Here is a 16705-nt window from a genome sequence, read left to right as displayed (position 1 = left end):
TGGAGCAGGGCGCTAGTGTGCGCATCGTGACGAATTTGCGGAATCGGCTGGCGGACTATCTGGAACCGATTGATCAAGGCAAGCGCATGGCGGTGGACTTTTCCACGCGCCGGGCGGTGGTGACGCCGCGGGTGGCGATGGCTGCGTGCGTTGTGATTGGGGTGTTGGCTCTGGGAGCGATCGCTGCGGTGGTGTGGCCATCGTCGCCGCAGGTAGAGATGCCAACAGTCCAGGACGCGACTGTCGCGGGGACGGCACCGGAGACGACCGTAACCTCAGTGGAGACGCCAGGCGGTCCCGGGCAGGAGATTAATGCACAGGCGGGGCTGTTGATTGTGTCGGTGGTGGGCTTGGTTGTAAATCCTGGCGTGGTGGAGGTGCCAGCGGGCGCGCGGGTGGTGGAGGCAATTGAGCGTGCGGGTGGGCTTTTGCCGGATGCTAATCCCGCAAGCGTAAATCTGGCGGCACCGCTGGTCGATGGTCAACAGATTGTGATCGGGACGGAGGCATTGCCGGCAGGGACGGTGGAGGGGAGTTCCGATGGTTCTGGCGGTTCTGGGGCCGGTGCTGCTGGCGTGGGTGGTCCGGCCGGTTCTGACGGAAAGATCAACATCAACACCGCCACCGTCACTCAGCTGGAGGAATTGCCCGGAATCGGACCCGCAACGGCGACGAAAATCATCGACTTTCGTGAAAAGAACGGGCCTTTTGCGAGTGTTGACGCGCTTGAGGAGGTTCCGGGAATCGGCCCGGCGAAGGTAGAGGCGCTGCGCGATGCCGCCACCGTCTGATTTGCGCGCTCGTGCTGGGCTCGATGTGCGGTTAGTACCAGCAGCGGTGTTGGTGTGGGCGACTGCGGTGGCGGTGATTATGCGCCCAGAATGGGCGATAGTTGTGGCACCGAGCGCAATCGTAACTGCGGTGGGGTTGCCGTTGGTGTGGCAGCGTTTGTCGTGGCGATGGGGCAGAGGTGCGGTGACCTTTGGCTGGCGAGCGATCACTACTATCCTGGTGCCAGCTGTGGCGGTCGCCAGCGTTGCGGTAGCCACGCGAGTCCGCATAACGCGAGCCCGGGCCCATGAGCTCTATCGCGACATTGGCGGGATGGCGAAAGTGCAATTGCGCCTTGTCACTGAGCCGAAAGCAACCGAGTTCGGGGCCAGTGTGAAAGCACGCATCGAAGGTCTTCCGGGACAGGTGTCGGTTTTCGGCGACGAGTCGCTGTTGGCGGTCACGAGAGACACCGTCCTCGAATCTTCCGCCGGTGTGCGCGCCGCGAGCAAACCCTGCATTAGTGGAATTCAGCTGAATCTACGCGGTGATGTTGAGGTCATCACACCACCGCAGGGGTTGGCAGCTCAGGTGCACCAGCAGCTCTTTGACTCAGCACAGAATCTCCCTGTTGGTCCCGACCGTCTCATACCCGCGATGGCCATCGGCGATGAGCGTGGTTTCACCCTCGCTGACGGCGACATGATGACCGCTTCCGGGCTTTCACATCTGTCGGCTGTCTCTGGAGCCAACGTTGCGCTCGTCGTCGGCGCCGTCGTGGTGGTCTTTTCCTGGGCTGGACCGCGGGTGCGAGTCGGAGTCGCCGCATTTGCCTTGTATGGCTTTGTAGCAATCGTGGGCACAGAACCCTCAGTGCTACGCGCAGTGGTCACCGGCTGCATCGGGCTATTGGCAATCATCGTGGGGCGAACTGGCCAAGCCATCGCAGCGCTGTCGGCTGGCATTATCGGGTTGATTCTCCTGGCACCAGACTTATCGGTGTCAGTGGGCTTCGCGCTTTCGGTCGCAGCCACCGCCGGGCTAGTCCTTCTTGCCGAGCCCCTTGCCAGACGCCTGTCCGCCACCACCGTTATGGGCACCTGGCCCGCCCCAGTAGTCCGCGCCATCGCAGTGGCAATTGCTGCACACGTGGTCACCATGCCAGTACTGGCGCTGCTCATCGGCGAAATTAGTCATGTCTCACTGCTCGCCAATCTTCTCGCCGCACCCGCCGTCGCACCCGTTACTATCGCCGGTTCTCTCGCTGCCGTTGCCGCCGCGCTGAATCTCAGTTGGCTGGTCAGCGCTCTGCTATGGTGCGCCGCGCCGTGCGCGTGGTGGATTCATCAGGTCGCACGCCTCACTGCAGGCATCATCGAGCCCGCCAATGGAGCGGTTCCGTTGGTCGTTTCCTGCGCGCTCACAGTTGCATGCTTTACGACGCTCTGGGGCTGGCCCCGTTTTGCGCTCCGCGCTGGGGCCTGTGCCGTTGTCCTGGCAGTCGGTAGTTATGCCGTTATATGGGTGTTCGGCCTCGACATTGCGCGTGCCCCAAAGGGGTGGAATCTTGCGGCCTGCGCTGAGAAGAATCAGATCGTTCTTATTCACGCGGGTGTTGTCGGAGAAACTGGTAACAATGCTGCTTCTGCTGACCGCTCTGCGCGAGATTCGGAGATCCACTCTGCACCGACTCCGCTCAGCCGGCAGTGCCGAATTGCCCTGGGGCTCACCGAGGAAAAGACGTGGTATTCCCAGGCGTTTGATGCTGCCGCTGATAATCCCACGATAGAAACCGTGGTGGTGGAATCCCCGTCATATATTGCTGAAGCAGTGAGCGGCAGAGCTCCCCCAGCACACCACTCACCCCAGTGGTTTATCGCCCGCGAGTGTGGGCCACGTGTGCGAAAAACAGTAATGACACCCGAGCACATTCCCGTGGTCTGCCCACAGCGAGATGGGCCACAAGCTCTCTATTCGAATGGTGATGTCTGGCGAGGGAGGTGAAATCCGGACTGTCCCGTAGGCTAGAAACAACAGTCGCAGGAATCAACGCGGAAAAGAGGTCGGGATTGAGCGCCGTCGCACCCGTGAATTTGATTGTGGGCAAAGAAGAGCTCCTGAAAGACCGCGCCCGCCTCGCCATTGTCGCCGCCGTCCGCGCGCAGGCGGCAACGGAGTCTGATCCAGGCGGACGCTCGGTGCCTGTGACCACCATCCGTGCAGGGGACATGACCACTGTCGACGCAGTGGAGCTTTTCAGCCCTTCGTTGTTTGGGGATGACCGCATTGTGGTTGTCACCGACTGCCAGGATGCGGGCAAGGAACCAGCGGCGCTGCTGATAGATTCTGTAAAGGATCCCGCGCCGGGCATCACGTTGATTCTCCTTCATACAGGTGAGGGACGTCAGAAGAAGATGGTGGCTGATCTGCGCAAGCTAGGCGTCCGCTTTTTCGAGGCACAACCGCTCAAACGAAACGACTTGCCCGGTTTCGTAGGTGAAGAGTTCGCCTCGCACGGGGTTAAGGTGCGTCGCGACGTTATTGATACCGTCCTAGATGCGGTCGGTTCAGATCTCCGTGAATTGGCAACCGCCATTTCCCAGCTGTGTTCGGATACCGCGGGAAAGGTCACCTCGGAAGCAGTGCGCACCTACTACGGTGCTTCGGCGGAGGTCTCAGGTTTTGAGATTGCGGAGCTCGCATTGCGTGGTCGCGGTGGGGAAGCGTTGGCCAAGATGCGCCGTGCTTTGCAGCTGGGAATGGCACCGGCACTGCTGTCGGCTGCAATCACAGGAATGGTCGGTGACGTAGCTCGGCTCCACGGGGCGCGTGGAGTCAATGCTCGTAGAGATGCCCACCGCTATGGCATGCCGCCGTGGAAGTTGGAGAAAACGCAGCGGTTGGCATCTGCCTGGTCAACCCCGGCGGTTGCTCGCGCTGTGGTTGTCGCAGCACAGCTGGATGCGGACACCAAGGGTGGCTCTTCGACGCCGGAGCTATCACTGGAACAGTCGGTGCTTCGTATCGCAGAGCTGGCGCATTCGTCCCATCGACGTTAGATAGCTCGGGGTCCTGCGGGAGCTTTATTTCCGTGGAAACTGTGCGAGTTTATGGCACTTTGATGCCGTTTTTTGGCCTATTTTTGCCATAAACGCAGTCAGTAACTTTGGCAGGGGCGGGCGGTCATTGCCATAAACGCAGTCCCTAACCCCATTCGCACGAAAAAACCGCCTCCCACCATATCCGAAATGAAATCGGAAAACAGCAGGAAGCGGTTATTTTCACGGCGTAAGCACGGCGTAAAGCAGTGCTCACACGGCGCAAGCGCAGCGCAGAAACAGCACAGCGCCAAAAGGGAATTAACCCTCCAGCTTATTGAAAGCCTTAGCCATACCGGACTTCTTGTTAGCCGCAGTGTTGCGGTGGAAGACGCCCTTGGTGACAGCCTTGTCCAGCTTGCGGGAAGCAACGCGCAGCTGAGCCTCAGCAGCAGCCTTGTCGCCAGCCTCAACAGCAGCCTGGAACTTGCGGATCTCGGTGCGGACTGCAGAGCGGATAGCCTGGTTACGCAGGCGAGCCTTCTCGTTGGTCTTGTTACGCTTGATCTGGGACTTGATGTTTGCCATCGTGAATACCTCTTGTATCCGTAGTAGTTGGAATTGTTACTGTCCGCCACCAGGAAAAACCCTGATCACAGTGCAAAATTCGGCTCGAAACTCTGCCGGTCAAACTGATCAACCAGCGCGATAAAGCTACGCACTGCGCTTATACAACGATGAAAACGCGAACCCAAGGTCCTGCCCGCGCTCGCCGCAAAGGAACGCAACGGTAAACAACTTGCAGAATTCTAGCAAACGGTCCGGCCTAATTCCAGCCGCACCTAATTCCAGCCGCCGCCCAGTTTCAGCCGCTGACTAATTCCAGCCGTAGTCTCCGCGCAGCCGGGCGGCGATGAGCTCGAAGCGCCTGCGGGGCATCATTGCACCGGCGCGGCGAATGCCAGATTCCGGGATGAGCAAGATGCGGTCCATTCGAACCCACGATGGCTTGGGGTCTTCATTCCAGAACCCGCTGCCGATAAACTGCCACTCCGGATGTTCACTGTGCTCGCTGCGTGTGGAGATCAGCATGCCCAGAAGATACTGTTCGTGGCGGCCAACCACGACCACAGCGCGCTCACGCAAAGCGGCATTTTCACCTTCGAGCTGCAGCGGAATCCACACCACTTCGCCAGGGTCGGCCTGGCCGTCCATGTCGGGGCTGTAGACGATTGTGCGGGCCAGCTCCGCTGTTGGACGTGCAATGGTTACCGAATCTCGCAGTCGAAGTAGGGCCTCCTTGGACTCGTCGGAAAGCGAGGTGTCCTGGGCGAGACCTAGCTGCGTGTTGAGCTTGAACAGCGCCTCGTCGAGTGTGTCGGGGCCGCGGAACCACTCGGTACCGGCGAAAAGACGCGCGCTGATGCGATTACGCAGGCGCCGCGGCCAGCTTTCGCGTTCATTTTGATCGGTGGACGAAGTGGAGCTCATGGAATCTAAGTCTAGAGGTTTAGTGCGGAGGGAATCGATAGGTAAGATTGTGCGTGATTGTATTTAAGCCCGGCTGGTCGGTTTTCGAGGCCGGCGCATATGGGTCGGCCAACGCCGCGACCCAATGCCCATAACGTCTTTATTTTTCGGAGTAGACCCAACGTGACCAAGAATTTTGCGGAGCAGACTTTTACGGACCCTTCACGGATTCGAAATTTCTGCATCATTGCGCACATTGACCACGGTAAGTCCACCCTGGCGGACCGAATTCTGCAGCTCTCGGGTGTTGTCGAGGCGCGCGACATGCGCGATCAGTACCTCGACAACATGGATATTGAGCGCGAACGAGGCATTACCATTAAGGCTCAGAACGTGCGCCTGCCGTGGGTTCCGCGCACAGGTAAGCACGCAGGCGAAGAAATCGTCCTGCACCTGATTGATACGCCGGGTCACGTTGACTTCACCTACGAAGTCTCGCGTGCGCTGGAGGCGTGTGAAGGCGCAATTCTGCTTGTCGACGCTGCTCAAGGCATCGAAGCGCAGACGCTGGCCAACTTGTACCTGGCCATGGAAAACGACCTGGAAATTATCCCGGTACTGAACAAGATTGACCTTCCAGCTGCGGATCCGGATAAATACGCGGAGGAAATTGCGCACATCATCGGCTGTGAACCGGAAGATGTCATGCGTGTTTCGGGCAAGACAGGTGAGGGCGTTGAGGAAATGCTCGACCGTGTCTGTGAGCTCATTCCAGCGCCGGTCGGCGATCCGGAGGCACCTGCTCGTGCACTGATTTTTGACTCCGTCTACGACACCTACCGCGGTGTGGTCACGTACATCCGTGTTGTCGATGGTCAGCTCAAGCCGCGTGAAGTCATTCAGATGATGTCCACCGGCACCAAACACGAGCTGTTGGAAATCGGCGTCGTCTCACCGCAGCCGAAGAAGTGTAAGGGTCTTGGCGTCGGCGAGGTCGGTTACCTCATCACTGGTGTGAAGGACGTTCGTCAGTCCAAGGTTGGTGATACCGTCACGCTGAACGCCACGCCGGCGGAGGAGCCGCTGGAAGGCTACGAAGAGCCAAAGCCGATGGTCTACTCCGGCCTGTTCCCGATCTCTCAGGCTGACTATCCCGACCTGCGTGATGCGTTGGAAAAGCTTCAGCTTAACGACGCTTCGTTGACATTCGAACCGGAGACCTCGGTGGCCCTTGGTTTTGGTTTCCGCGGTGGCTTCCTGGGCTTGCTGCACATGGAGATTACCCGCGCCCGCCTGGAGCGCGAGTTTGACCTGGATCTGATTTCGACGGCCCCGAACGTTGTCTACCGAGTGGTCACCGAGGACGGCTCTGAGGTCACGGTCCATAATCCGAGTGACTGGCCGGAGGGTAAGCTCCGTGAGATTTACGAGCCGATGGTTAAGTGCACCATCGTCGTGCCGAGCGAATTCGTTGGTCCCACCATGGAGCTGTGCCAGCAGAAGCGCGGTGAGATGGGTGGCATGGACTACCTGTCCGAGGACCGCGTGGAGCTGCGCTACAAGATGCCACTGGGCGAGATTATCTTTGACTTCTTCGACATGCTGAAGTCCCGCACCCGCGGTTATGCTTCGCTGAACTATGAAGATGCCGGTGAGCAGATTGCGGACCTGGTCAAGGTTGACATCCTGCTGCAGGGAGAGGCCGTCGATGCTTTCTCCGCTATCGTCCACCGCGACAACGCCCAGTGGTACGGCAACAAGATGACCAAGAAGCTGCGCGAGCTGATTCCTCGCCAGCAGTTCGAGGTCCCGGTTCAGGCTGCAATCGGTTCGAAGATTATCGCCCGTGAAAACATTCGTGCACTGCGCAAGGACGTCCTTGCCAAGTGCTACGGCGGTGACATTTCCCGTAAGCGCAAGCTGCTGGAGAAGCAGAAGGCCGGTAAGAAGCGTATGAAGAACATCGGTTCTGTCTCGGTGCCACAGGAGGCATTCGTGGCTGCGCTGTCGACCGACGAGGGCGGTAAGTAGAGGGAGCGGCTCTGCCTTCTTCGTGGAGCCTCCCAACCGGGAGGCTTAAGTTGCCTAGGTTTTGGGTGCGTTGCTGTCGTACAATCAGGCAACCTATCGCGCCTCTTTCAGAGCGCGACAGTATTGAAATACCTCAGTCGAAAGAGCTTGGCTGTGCCAGCGGCGAAACTTTCCGGAGCCACCGTTTCGCATGAGGCTAATGACAAATTGGCGTGCGTCTATCAGCAAATCTGGTTCCGTCTTAAAGATTTCACGGAGTGTTCCTATCGGCATTTCGACGCCCACAGTGTCAATGAGATTGTAAAAATGTCGTTCGAAATATATCCAAGAATGCTCACTTCTGATAATGGCGTTGTCGTAGCCTTTGTCGAGGACACATGAAGGCAGATTAAAGAAGACAAGCTGGTGCATATCTGCGATGCGCCCTTCTGGGTCATCGAAAGGGAATCTAGGAAAATAAGCTAGCTCGAGATTTCCGACGTTGAGTGTTGCGAATCGCCCACCCGAGGTATTCGGGTAGTCAGAGATTGTCCAGTACGTAGATTCCAGTTTTATTGCATCAGGGATTACGTGGCTGAGACAAAAAGCGAGATCATCTAATACAGCCGTATAGGTTTCATCGGATACCGAGGTTGGAACCTTGGAACGAAGCTTACTTGGAGTCGATGGGACTTCAGATAGGCGTAATTCTAGGTTTTCAAGTTCGTAATTGCCGTGGCCGAGTGCCCAATGGCTCTGTTCCTCGACGGTGACAACATCATCAAATTTTGAAGGCTGATTGTGGCCAAGGTTGAAAACCTTGTTCCGCAATTCAAAGCCGAGTGATTTTTGCCTAAAGATTTCTTGGTATTCCGCTTCGTCAAGATTTCCCACTGGCACCTCGCGGAACTGAATTGCTACAACGTCGTCCCAACCCTTGTGGTGGGATGAGCCGTGGACATGTGTTGCAAAACGGCTGACAACGTTTACTGATTGACCGACATATCGACAGCCATCGGCGAACTCGAGAACATAGATGCCACGTCGGTGGTTGCTGATTAGTGAGCTGATGCTCATGCCAGGTTCTAGTTCCCAGCGTTTGAAAACGATGTTGTCACCTGCAGGGTTCATGGATATTGATTTTATGGGTAGCGATTCTCCCGTAGTTAACCCTGCGCCAAACTCTCCGACTTCCGCTAGCCTGCGTGCATAACAATGAGTTTTCATTTTCCCAAAAACCTTCGACAAGCCAAAGCATATTGCTAGCGAGACTGCAGAAAGGTAAACCCCATGCCACGGAAACGGAAGAAACTGGTCGAAGATTTCGAAGAGCTGCTCGAAACCGGTGACATGGATGCGCTGAAGGCCGTCTATGACACTTGCGCGCTCGATGCGGTTTTCGGATACAACAAGGACACGGCACTCGCACTTCGGGACACCCCGCCAGAGCTCATGCGCTGGCTAATCGACCAGGGGCTCGACATAAACACCGAGAACCGCTTCGGTAAAACCGCCCTGGCAGAGCACGCAAGCCGGGGCGATACCGACAAGATGAAGGTCCTGCTCGAATGCGGTGCAGACATCGAAGCCGGCAAGCATTGGCCTCTTTTTCAAGCAGCGATGAATCATCAGCCTGAAGCCATTGCGTTTTTGTTGGAGCGCGGCGCTGATCTTCATCGTGAGAACCGTCTCTCGCATGGCCGCACAGCCTTCAAAGAGGCGGTCGCTACCGCCGATACGGATGCAGTCGGGCGAGTGCTAGACAGCATCGAGGTGCTCCTGGACGCTGGTTCGGAAATCGACGACGAAGTGCGCGAAGAGTTCACCAAGTTCGGTCGCCGCTACAACCGCCTGTCAGACAAGCAGCGCGACAAGTACCAGCCAGTCATGGATCGACTATATGAGCGCATCGGTGCTGACCGCCCGCAGGAAATCACGCCTCACGACGGCCACAGCGACATTATTGTCCCCGCAGACAAGTCGATCAACGGCCAGTTCCGATACCTCTGGAACTACCTGGTGCCGGGTGGTGGCCCAGCCGCGACTGTGCAGGGCGAAGTTATCCGCATCGTGGGCCGGCTCGGGTACGAAGCGCTGGAGATGGGCTACGTCAACTGGGACGAAGACTATGCCAAGATGATCGACTTCTGGCTGGAGACGGTTGGGGCCGCCGAGGATGCCATGGCCGTCGTAAAGCAGCGCAAAGCTGGTGAGGCGGACATTGATGCGCTGACGGAGGCGACAATCGAGTGGGTTACAGAGCACCCGCAGCCGATTGCGTTGGGCGAGGTCCCGTACCGGCGCTAACTCCCAAGAAGCTAACCCCGGTTTGGTGTTAAAAATCTGTTAATGGTTAGCCACTGCATCAATCGGTAGTGTCAGCTGATATCTTTGATGGGTGGAATCCGTATACCTAACAGCAATACTGTTTTCGATTATCGGCGGACTCGGTGCGTCGTTGCTTCGGCTGCCGCCGCTGATTGGTTTCCTTGGGGCCGGTTTTGCCGTTCATGCAATGGGGCTTGAGGAAATCCCGTTCATTGATTCGCTGGCCGAGCTTGGTGTTACCACCTTGCTGTTCACAATCGGTCTGAAGCTAAATCCGAAGGATATCGTGGCGCCACGAGTGGTCTTTTCGGGGCTTGGCCACGCGTTTTTAAACACGGTAGTTTTTGCCGTGCTGTTCGGTGTCGCCAGTTTCTTGCCGCTGCGTGAGCTCACGGGACTGTCGGTGACCGCGCTAATTTACATCGGCATCGCGACTTCATTTTCGTCGACGGTGTTTGTGATGAGCCACTTGGAGGAGCAGAACCGCGGTGCTTCGGCCATCGGACGTATCGCGATTGGTGTACTCATTCTGCAGGACATCATTGCGGTCGGCGTGCTGGTGGCATCGTCGGGTAAGACCCCGGAGCTGTGGGCGCTGGCGCTGCCACTATTGTTCTTCATTCGCCCGCTGGCGGCGCGGCTTCCCAACCGCATGTTCCGCACTGAGCTGCTGGTTCTCACCGGTATTGGTATTGCAGTGGCTTCTTACTCGGCTTTCGAACTGGCAGGGCTCTCTGGCTCGCTGGGGTCCCTGGTCGCCGGTATTCTGCTGTCTTCGCACCCAATTTCTGACCGTCTGTCGGAAGCACTGATTAGTATTCGTGAGCTACTGCTGGTCGCGTTCTTTATCGAGATTGGTCTCGGTGGTCTGCCAAGCGCGGGCGGCTACGTCATCGCTGCGATTATGGTGCTGTTCCTGGTGTTCAAGGCCACTATCTTCATCTGGATTCTCAAGCGCATGGGACTGTCGCTGCGCACGAGTGCGCTGGCGGGGCTGACGTTGAGTAACTACTCGGAGTTCGGCCTAATTGTGATGGCGGCGGCGACGCAACAGGACATTCTGCCGGAAGAATGGACCTCGATTATGGCAGTCGCCGTGGCGGGTAGCTTCATTGCCAGCTCGCTGATGGCCCCGCATGAGGACAAGCTGGTCAGCTTCCTGCAGAAGTTCGTCCCAGAAACCCCAGAGGACCGCCTGGTCCCAGAAGAGGCAACGGTCATTATTGATAACGCTGATGCCCTCATCATGGGTATGGGGCGCGTCGGCGTCGGTGTCTACGGCAGGTTGGTTAATGAGTACGGCATGAACGTCTTCGGCGTTGACTTCGATGAGGATCGCATTGAAGAGCTGCGTGAGCAGGGCTACCAGGTTATCCCGGGTGATGTGACAGACCCAGAGCTGTGGCACCACATCGAGTTGGAGAAGAAACCAGCGCTGTACGTGTTGGCGCTGTCTGAGCACGCTGAGACCTACGCGATGATTCAGAGCATCCGTAAGCAGGACACCGAAGCCGTGGTTGCTACCACCACTAAGGTGCAGAGGTTTAAGGATCAGCTTCTCAACGTTGGTGCCGACATGGCCGTCTACCTCTATGACGGTGCTGGCGAGGAGCTTGCCGACCGCGCAGTGGAAACACTTAAGCAGCGTTCGTAGCCGGATCCGTGACCCCGTGATGGGCTAGCAGGGCTGACGCGGCTAACCGCACTTTCAGATAAGCCTAAGCTGGAACTATGACTGATTTATATCTCGTGCGGCACGGCGAAACTGAGTGGTCGCGCACTGGACAGCACACATCGGTAACTGATCTTCCTCTGACTGACAACGGTCGGGAAGAAGCCGAGGCCCTGAACGGCTGGCTGGATCCGAAGGACTTTGGGCTAGTGCTGGCATCACCCCGCCAGCGTGCCCAAGAGACCGCTCGATTGGCAGGATTCCACGACTTCGAAGTCGAAGAGGATCTCGCGGAATGGTTCTACGGCGACTACGAGGGGATTACCTCGAAGGAAGTGCAGAAGACTGTTCCCGACTGGCAGATTTGGACTCACGGTGTGCCCAATGGCGAAACCGCGGAAGAAGTCCGTGAACGGGTTGAGCGCGTGGTCAAGAGGGTGCGCGAATCCGGCGAAGACAAGGCGATTTTGTTCGCCCACGGTCACTCGCTGCGTGCACTCACCACGGCCTGGCTAGAACTGCCCATTGCACTTGGCCAGTCCTTCCCGTTGAATACCGCATCCCTATCCGTGCTTGGTCGCTACCATGACCGACCTGCGGTTCTGCGCTGGAACCTCTCGCGGGGATTGTAGCGGCGTTGTACAGGTGTCTCGGTGAATTCGCCGATGCCATTCAAGCCGCCAACGCCGTCAAGCTCTGTAAGAGGTGCCTGTGAATCACAATTCCGATGCTTTCGCCCGCGTAGTCGACCGTGCCCGCGGTGTGCTCTATGGCCAGGTCATCGGCGATAACCTCGGCGCGCTAGTGGAGTTTTGTAGTGCCGAGGAGATTGCACAGCGCTACCCACACGGTGTCCGTGAACTTGCCGATGGCGGCACCCACAACATCGCCGCCGGCCAGCCCACTGATGACTCCGAAATGGCGCTGGCGCTGGCACGCTCACTGGTGCGCTGCGAAGGCTACGATGCCGCCGATGTCCGCGAGTCCTATGTGCGCTGGGCAAACTCCGACGCTTTCGACATCGGAGAGGCCACCACGGCAGCGTTGCTCCGGCGCGCGCCGAACCCGAACTCCCAGGCTAACGGCGCGCTCATGCGTATCTCACCGCTGGCTATCGCGTACTGGCGCAACCCCGCACGTGCTGGCGAACTCGCCCGCAAGGACGCCGCCATCACGCACCCGCACCCAGTGTGCATAGAGGCCAATTCACGTTACGCATCCGCGCTTGCCGACGTCATCAGCGGCGGCCTCCACCAGCCGCGCCGCGGCATTGGCGTGAGTGCGCTGATGGAGTGGCTGGCTTCCCAGCGCGCGCAGTGGGAAACCAAGTGGCAGGCCAGCGGTGCCGTGGTGGATAGCGGGGAGCCGGATTTCTCGGTGCATCAGGGATGGCTGCGCTTTGCGCTGTGGGCACTGCATGAAGAACTGCGCCGGGTAGAAGACAAAACCACGACCTTTGAGGACTCTCTGGTCCGAGTCATTGGCCGTGGCGGCGACACCGACACTAACGCGGCCATTGTTGGTGCTTTTCTCGGTGGCGTCTTTGGGGCCTCCGGCATTCCGCAGCGGTGGCGGGATGTCATTGATTCCTGCTCGCCGAAGCGAAACCGGCCCGCGCAGTATCACCCAAACGATGTTGCGGAGTTGGCGGAGAAACTGGTGGGCATGGAGAGCTAATATTCGGCGACGCACTCACTAATGAGTGGACGTATCGTCAGATTTCTTTCCACTTGACGCCGTTTCTTCTCGTCGTCCACGCCGAGCCTCCTTGGTTTACTTTTTATCCAGTTAACCCTGTATCCCGAAGATTTTCTTCATTTAGATAGTTGGCGTGGGCATTAGGGGACTCGGTGAGTCCAGCCCTCCGTGCCGTATTTGGTGTCAATAAGATGTTGCGCCGCAGCGAAGTCCTCGTCGGAAAGCGATGCTTCGGTGGCACCGTAGCGGTTGATGAATGTCTGCTTCATCGTGTCGATGACTTCCGCGCGGCTGGCACCGGTCTGGCGACGCAGCGGGTCGACGCGCTTCTTCGCGCTGCGCAGGCCCTTATCGGCAATCTTGGCCTTACCAATGCGCAGGACTTCCATCATTTTGTCGGCGTCGATGTCATAACTCATCGTGACGTGGTGAAGCACTGTCGAACCACGGCGCTTCTGTGCGGCACCACCAATCTTGCCGCCATCGGAGGTGATGTCATTGATGGGGACGTACCACGCATTGACGCCGAGCTGCGCGAGTGCAGCGATGACCCAACGGTCGAGGAACTCGTAGGATTCAACGTAGCTAAGGCCGGCGACCAGCTTCTCTGGTACATAGAGCGAGTAGGTGACGCAGTTGCCGCCCTCCATGAACATCGCGCCACCGCCGGAGAGACGACGCACCACTTGCACATCGTGCTTCTCTACACCCTCGGGCTCGAGTTCGTTGACATAAGACTGATATGAACCGATGACGGTGGCACGATCATCCCAATCCCAGAAACGCAGAGTTGGTCCGCGCTGTCCGGAATTGACTTGGTCAAGGAGGACCTCGTCGAGAGCAACATTCATCACCGTCGGCAGGACACCCGGCTGCACAACCTCCCACTCCAGATCCGTGAAGTCGACAGCCTGTGTCAGTGCGCGGCGAACGACCTGTGCCACGACGTGGGTATCAAAACCGTGCAGCCGCACCTCGCGGCCGGACTGATCCTCAAAATCCTTTAACGCTGCATCGAGGCGAGCCTGTAGGCGCTCCGTATTGTCCTCGGCAGATGCACCGAGGAGAGCGTCATTAATAATGTCGTAGGCCTCATCGGGCTCGAGGAAAAAGTCGCCCGAAATGCTTATCGACGAAATAGTGTCACCGGTGGTTTCACAATCGGCGACAACTAACTTGCCGCCGGGAACCTTCATTTCTGAGTGGAACTTCTGTGCGGGGATCATAGGTTTCGAGAGTACTCTCGCCGCGCGTTACGATGTCCTCCGTGTTTACGTCATCCTCATTAGATCAACGCGCCCGCAAAATTGTTGCCTGGGTAGCAGGCCTGAATCTTCTCGGTTTCTTCATTGAGTTAGTTGTTGCCTCAATTATTGGCTCCGCAGCTCTGTTTGCTGACGCTGCGGATTTCCTTGAGGATTTCCTCATCAACCTGCTGGTTCTCACCGCATTGGGTTGGTCGCTGGCGAGCCGTCGTAAAGCGAGCTTCGGCCTTGCCGGGCTGATTCTGATTCCGGCGATCGCGGCGTTCGGCACTGCCATCTGGAAGATGATCAGCGGTGAGCCGCCAGAGCCGCTAACGCTGTCAGTGACTGCGATTATTGCGATGGTCATCAACCTAGTCTGCGCGATTTTGCTGATGAATCTGCGCAAGGCTGACAGTGCTCTCATGCGTGGCGCGTGGTTGGCGGCTCGTAACGACGTCCTGGCGAACCTGCTCATCCTCGCCGCCGGAGTAGTCACCGTGTTCTGGTTCAGTGCATGGCCCGACATCGTCGTGGGACTTGTCATCGGTGCCATTAACCTCACGGCAGCGAAAGAAGTCTACGAGCAGGCGCGTGCCGAAGACCCCGAGCTGGAGATGGATGATGATGACGACGACTAGTGCCGGCTAGTCGTGTGTGGCGGGGTGCGGTCGAGGCCTACTTCCACATTTCCTTCTGCCACTGCGGCTTATGGGCGTAGGCGAACTCGTAGTATTCCTTGTTTTTCAGTTCGCTGGCTGCGGCCTGGTCAATTACAACCGTGGCCCGTGGGTGTAATTGCAATACGGACGCGGGCATAGAGACGCTCAGCGGGCCCTCGATGGAGGCGGCAATAGCGTGCGCCTTTGCGGTGCCGGTGGCCAGTAACAGGAGATGGCCCGCGCGTGAAATAGTGCCAAGCCCCTGGGTGACCACGTGGTACGGCACGTCGTCCGCGGAGTCGAAGAACCGGGCGTTATCCAGCACGGTCTGCGGGTGCAGCGTCTTAATGCGGGTCAGAGAACTAAAAGAGCTGGAGGGCCCGTTAAACCCGACATGCCCATTGGTGCCGATGCCCAGCAACTGAATGTCAATGCCACCGGCCTCGATAATCTTGCGTTCGTAGTCCTCGCAGGCTGCGCCGATGTCGTCCCCGAGACCATCGGGAATATGGACACGCGCCGGGTCAACATCCACGTGATCGGAAAACTCATTGTGAATCACGTGGTAGTAGCTCTGCTCATGCTCGATGGGCAGGCCCACGTATTCGTCGAGTGCGAAGAAACTGCAGTCCTTGAAAGTGACTTCACCAGCCCGATGGCGACGAATCAGTTCTCGATACGTCGCAAGCGGGGTCGATCCTGTTGCCACACCGAGGTTTCCACCTTTGTTGGCGTAGTACGCGAGGTAGTCCGAAGCGATGTTCGCGACTTCAGCCTCAGAATCGACGATGATGATTTCCATGGTGGAACACTCCAGAAAACGAGGGCTCGTGGCAGAAAATGAAAAGGGGCGGGGCAGAATTCTAGTGACTCCACAACGCTAGGCGCTACAGCCCTATTCAGACGAGGTTAATCTGCCATTGGTTAATTCCTGTAATTACACTCTGTTTTTCTTGTTTATCAACTTCTTCCGGGCAACGAAAAACACTCAGGGCAACGCCACAGTTGGCGTTACTCTGAGTGTGTTGGGGGCGTATTGTTTCTGGCCCTGGGCTACTTCACCCAGAAATTGCCGTCTTCGTCCTTGTAGATGATGTCACCAGCTTGAGCGACTTGGGTATCGTTGACCTGAAGCTCAACCAAATCCAGTGTTTCGACAATTGGTTCAACGTACACGCCACCGTCAAACCAAACCTGGAAAGCATCGGCCGAAGTCGAAGATCCTGAGAAACGGTGCTGTTCGTATTTGTGCACCGGAGCAAATGGGCAGTTAATCGCCTGTGCAATTGTCGGGGAAGCCACGACGGAGCCAAGTACGGCAGCGGCGCCGATGATAACAGCGGCGAGAGAGCGAGAGAACTTCATAGTTAATTCCTTCCCGAGTCGGGGTTATGACGCAGTTATGGGGATGCCGAAGTGCGCACTGTCGGCTGCTGTTGCTGTGGGCTAGACTGAGCCTTCTTTTTCAATGACAAGCATGCGCGCCTCGCCCTGCGGGTGCGCGACATGCTCGTCGCCGGCTTCTGCAAAACAGATAGTGCCAGGCGTTAATGTGCGTACGCATTCCTGTCCCGCATCGCGGTAGTGCATGTCGACGGCTCCGTCGACAACCACAAAGACCTCTTCGCCATCATTGATGTGCCACTTGTATGGCTGATCGCTCCAGTGGAGCCGGACGCTTGTGGCGCCAGTCATAGTGACAACATTCAGTGCACCCCACGGGCGATCAGCGGTGAAGTCTGCGGCTTCGATGAATTTCATGAGCCAATTCTAAGCGGATTTCGTCCCGAGTGGAAAGGCCTGGATGAACGG

At 57.7% G+C, this 16705-nt stretch carries 16 protein-coding genes; 9 read left to right on the top strand and 7 right to left on the bottom strand.

The features are described from left to right. Window positions 1-26 precede the first annotated feature (26 nt). From HMPREF2787_RS09485 to holA, 3 genes are read left to right on the top strand one after another with little or no spacing between them, the layout of a single operon-like run. Window positions 27-791: a ComEA family DNA-binding protein gene (locus tag HMPREF2787_RS09485; RefSeq protein WP_246824290.1), complete on the top strand. Its 765-nt coding sequence runs from the start codon at window positions 27-29 to the stop codon at window positions 789-791. Then, complete coding sequence (locus tag HMPREF2787_RS09480; protein WP_070859109.1) at window positions 775-2775, top strand: ComEC/Rec2 family competence protein; 2001 nt, start codon at window positions 775-777, stop codon at window positions 2773-2775. Before HMPREF2787_RS09485 ends, HMPREF2787_RS09480 begins: the two co-directional genes overlap by 17 nt. After that, a complete protein-coding gene (holA, locus tag HMPREF2787_RS09475; protein WP_083326697.1) occupies window positions 2772-3830 on the top strand; it encodes a DNA polymerase III subunit delta in 1059 nt (352 codons plus the stop codon). Before HMPREF2787_RS09480 ends, holA begins: the two co-directional genes overlap by 4 nt. A 300-nt stretch (window positions 3831-4130) precedes the next feature. Here holA and rpsT read toward each other — a convergent pair whose 3' ends face one another. Next, a complete protein-coding gene (rpsT, locus tag HMPREF2787_RS09470) occupies window positions 4131-4397 on the bottom strand; it encodes a 30S ribosomal protein S20 (RefSeq protein WP_016422323.1) in 267 nt (88 codons plus the stop codon). 288 nt (window positions 4398-4685) lie between these two features. Further along, the gene (locus HMPREF2787_RS09465) at window positions 4686-5300 is read right to left on the bottom strand and encodes a type II toxin-antitoxin system PemK/MazF family toxin (protein WP_070859108.1); all 615 of its coding nucleotides are present in this window, start codon (window positions 5298-5300) and stop codon (window positions 4686-4688) included. Between the two features lie 162 nt (window positions 5301-5462). Here HMPREF2787_RS09465 and lepA point away from each other — a divergent pair, with 162 nt between their 5' ends. Further along, window positions 5463-7310, top strand: a complete 1848-nt coding sequence (lepA, locus tag HMPREF2787_RS09460; protein WP_038628148.1) for a translation elongation factor 4 — start codon at window positions 5463-5465, stop codon at window positions 7308-7310. 93 nt (window positions 7311-7403) lie between these two features. Here the strand turns inward: lepA and HMPREF2787_RS09455 are convergent, their stop codons facing one another. After that, complete coding sequence (locus HMPREF2787_RS09455) at window positions 7404-8420, bottom strand: GIY-YIG nuclease family protein (RefSeq protein WP_070859107.1); 1017 nt, start codon at window positions 8418-8420, stop codon at window positions 7404-7406. 159 nt (window positions 8421-8579) lie between these two features. Between HMPREF2787_RS09455 and HMPREF2787_RS09450 the strand changes: the two genes are divergently transcribed. From HMPREF2787_RS09450 to HMPREF2787_RS09435, 4 genes are all read left to right on the top strand, one after another. Next, window positions 8580-9596 (top strand): ankyrin repeat domain-containing protein, encoded by a 1017-nt coding sequence (locus tag HMPREF2787_RS09450; protein WP_070859106.1) that lies wholly within the window; start codon window positions 8580-8582, stop codon window positions 9594-9596. A gap of 91 nt (window positions 9597-9687) precedes the next feature. Beyond that, window positions 9688-11271 carry a cation:proton antiporter family protein gene (locus HMPREF2787_RS09445; RefSeq protein ID WP_070859105.1) on the top strand — a complete coding sequence of 528 codons (1584 nt, stop codon included), beginning with the start codon at window positions 9688-9690 and terminating at the stop codon, window positions 11269-11271. 77 nt (window positions 11272-11348) lie between these two features. Then, on the top strand, window positions 11349-11921 hold the full coding sequence (locus HMPREF2787_RS09440; RefSeq protein WP_070859104.1) for a histidine phosphatase family protein: 573 nt from the start codon (window positions 11349-11351) through the stop codon (window positions 11919-11921). 79 nt (window positions 11922-12000) lie between these two features. After that, the gene (locus tag HMPREF2787_RS09435) at window positions 12001-12966 is read left to right on the top strand and encodes an ADP-ribosylglycohydrolase family protein (protein WP_083326696.1); all 966 of its coding nucleotides are present in this window, start codon (window positions 12001-12003) and stop codon (window positions 12964-12966) included. 161 nt (window positions 12967-13127) lie between these two features. Here HMPREF2787_RS09435 and HMPREF2787_RS09430 read toward each other — a convergent pair whose 3' ends face one another. Next, the gene (locus tag HMPREF2787_RS09430; protein ID WP_070859102.1) at window positions 13128-14213 is read right to left on the bottom strand and encodes a lipoate--protein ligase family protein; all 1086 of its coding nucleotides are present in this window, start codon (window positions 14211-14213) and stop codon (window positions 13128-13130) included. A gap of 32 nt (window positions 14214-14245) precedes the next feature. On the opposite strand from HMPREF2787_RS09430, the gene HMPREF2787_RS09425 reads away from it, so the two are divergent. Then, a complete protein-coding gene (locus tag HMPREF2787_RS09425) occupies window positions 14246-14872 on the top strand; it encodes a cation efflux transmembrane domain-containing protein (RefSeq protein WP_070859101.1) in 627 nt (208 codons plus the stop codon). 37 nt (window positions 14873-14909) lie between these two features. Here the strand turns inward: HMPREF2787_RS09425 and nagB are convergent, their stop codons facing one another. The 3 genes from nagB to HMPREF2787_RS09410 form a co-directional block, all read right to left on the bottom strand. Next, complete coding sequence (nagB, locus tag HMPREF2787_RS09420) at window positions 14910-15695, bottom strand: glucosamine-6-phosphate deaminase (RefSeq protein ID WP_070859100.1); 786 nt, start codon at window positions 15693-15695, stop codon at window positions 14910-14912. Between the two features lie 251 nt (window positions 15696-15946). Further along, complete coding sequence (locus tag HMPREF2787_RS09415; protein ID WP_016422332.1) at window positions 15947-16258, bottom strand: hypothetical protein; 312 nt, start codon at window positions 16256-16258, stop codon at window positions 15947-15949. Between the two features lie 81 nt (window positions 16259-16339). Continuing rightward, window positions 16340-16654, bottom strand: coding sequence for a cupin domain-containing protein (locus tag HMPREF2787_RS09410; RefSeq protein WP_070429484.1), 315 nt, complete (start codon window positions 16652-16654; stop codon window positions 16340-16342). Window positions 16655-16705 lie beyond the last annotated feature (51 nt).

The sequence above is a fragment of the Corynebacterium sp. HMSC061H03 genome (assembly GCF_001838215.1).
GTDB lineage: Bacteria > Actinomycetota > Actinomycetes > Mycobacteriales > Mycobacteriaceae > Corynebacterium > Corynebacterium jeikeium_D.
Note: the sequence above shows the minus strand (reverse complement) of the source record. Positions and strands in the feature narration are given on the sequence as shown.

Excerpts from the sequence above, each read along its gene's own strand:
- HMPREF2787_RS09425 (WP_070859101.1), top strand. The coding sequence starts at position 14,246 with ATGTCCTCCGTGTTTACGTCATCCTCATTAGATCAACGCGCCCGCAAA.
- HMPREF2787_RS09465 (WP_070859108.1), bottom strand. The coding sequence starts at position 5,300 with ATGAGCTCCACTTCGTCCACCGATCAAAATGAACGCGAAAGCTGGCCG.
- HMPREF2787_RS09440 (WP_070859104.1), top strand. The coding sequence starts at position 11,349 with ATGACTGATTTATATCTCGTGCGGCACGGCGAAACTGAGTGGTCGCGC.
- HMPREF2787_RS09455 (WP_070859107.1), bottom strand. The coding sequence starts at position 8,420 with ATGAACCCTGCAGGTGACAACATCGTTTTCAAACGCTGGGAACTAGAA.
- rpsT (WP_016422323.1), bottom strand. The coding sequence starts at position 4,397 with ATGGCAAACATCAAGTCCCAGATCAAGCGTAACAAGACCAACGAGAAG.
- HMPREF2787_RS09430 (WP_070859102.1), bottom strand. The coding sequence starts at position 14,213 with ATGATCCCCGCACAGAAGTTCCACTCAGAAATGAAGGTTCCCGGCGGC.
- HMPREF2787_RS09480 (WP_070859109.1), top strand. The coding sequence starts at position 775 with ATGCCGCCACCGTCTGATTTGCGCGCTCGTGCTGGGCTCGATGTGCGG.
- HMPREF2787_RS09410 (WP_070429484.1), bottom strand. The coding sequence starts at position 16,654 with ATGAAATTCATCGAAGCCGCAGACTTCACCGCTGATCGCCCGTGGGGT.
- HMPREF2787_RS09450 (WP_070859106.1), top strand. The coding sequence starts at position 8,580 with ATGCCACGGAAACGGAAGAAACTGGTCGAAGATTTCGAAGAGCTGCTC.
- nagB (WP_070859100.1), bottom strand. The coding sequence starts at position 15,695 with ATGGAAATCATCATCGTCGATTCTGAGGCTGAAGTCGCGAACATCGCT.
- HMPREF2787_RS09415 (WP_016422332.1), bottom strand. The coding sequence starts at position 16,258 with ATGAAGTTCTCTCGCTCTCTCGCCGCTGTTATCATCGGCGCCGCTGCC.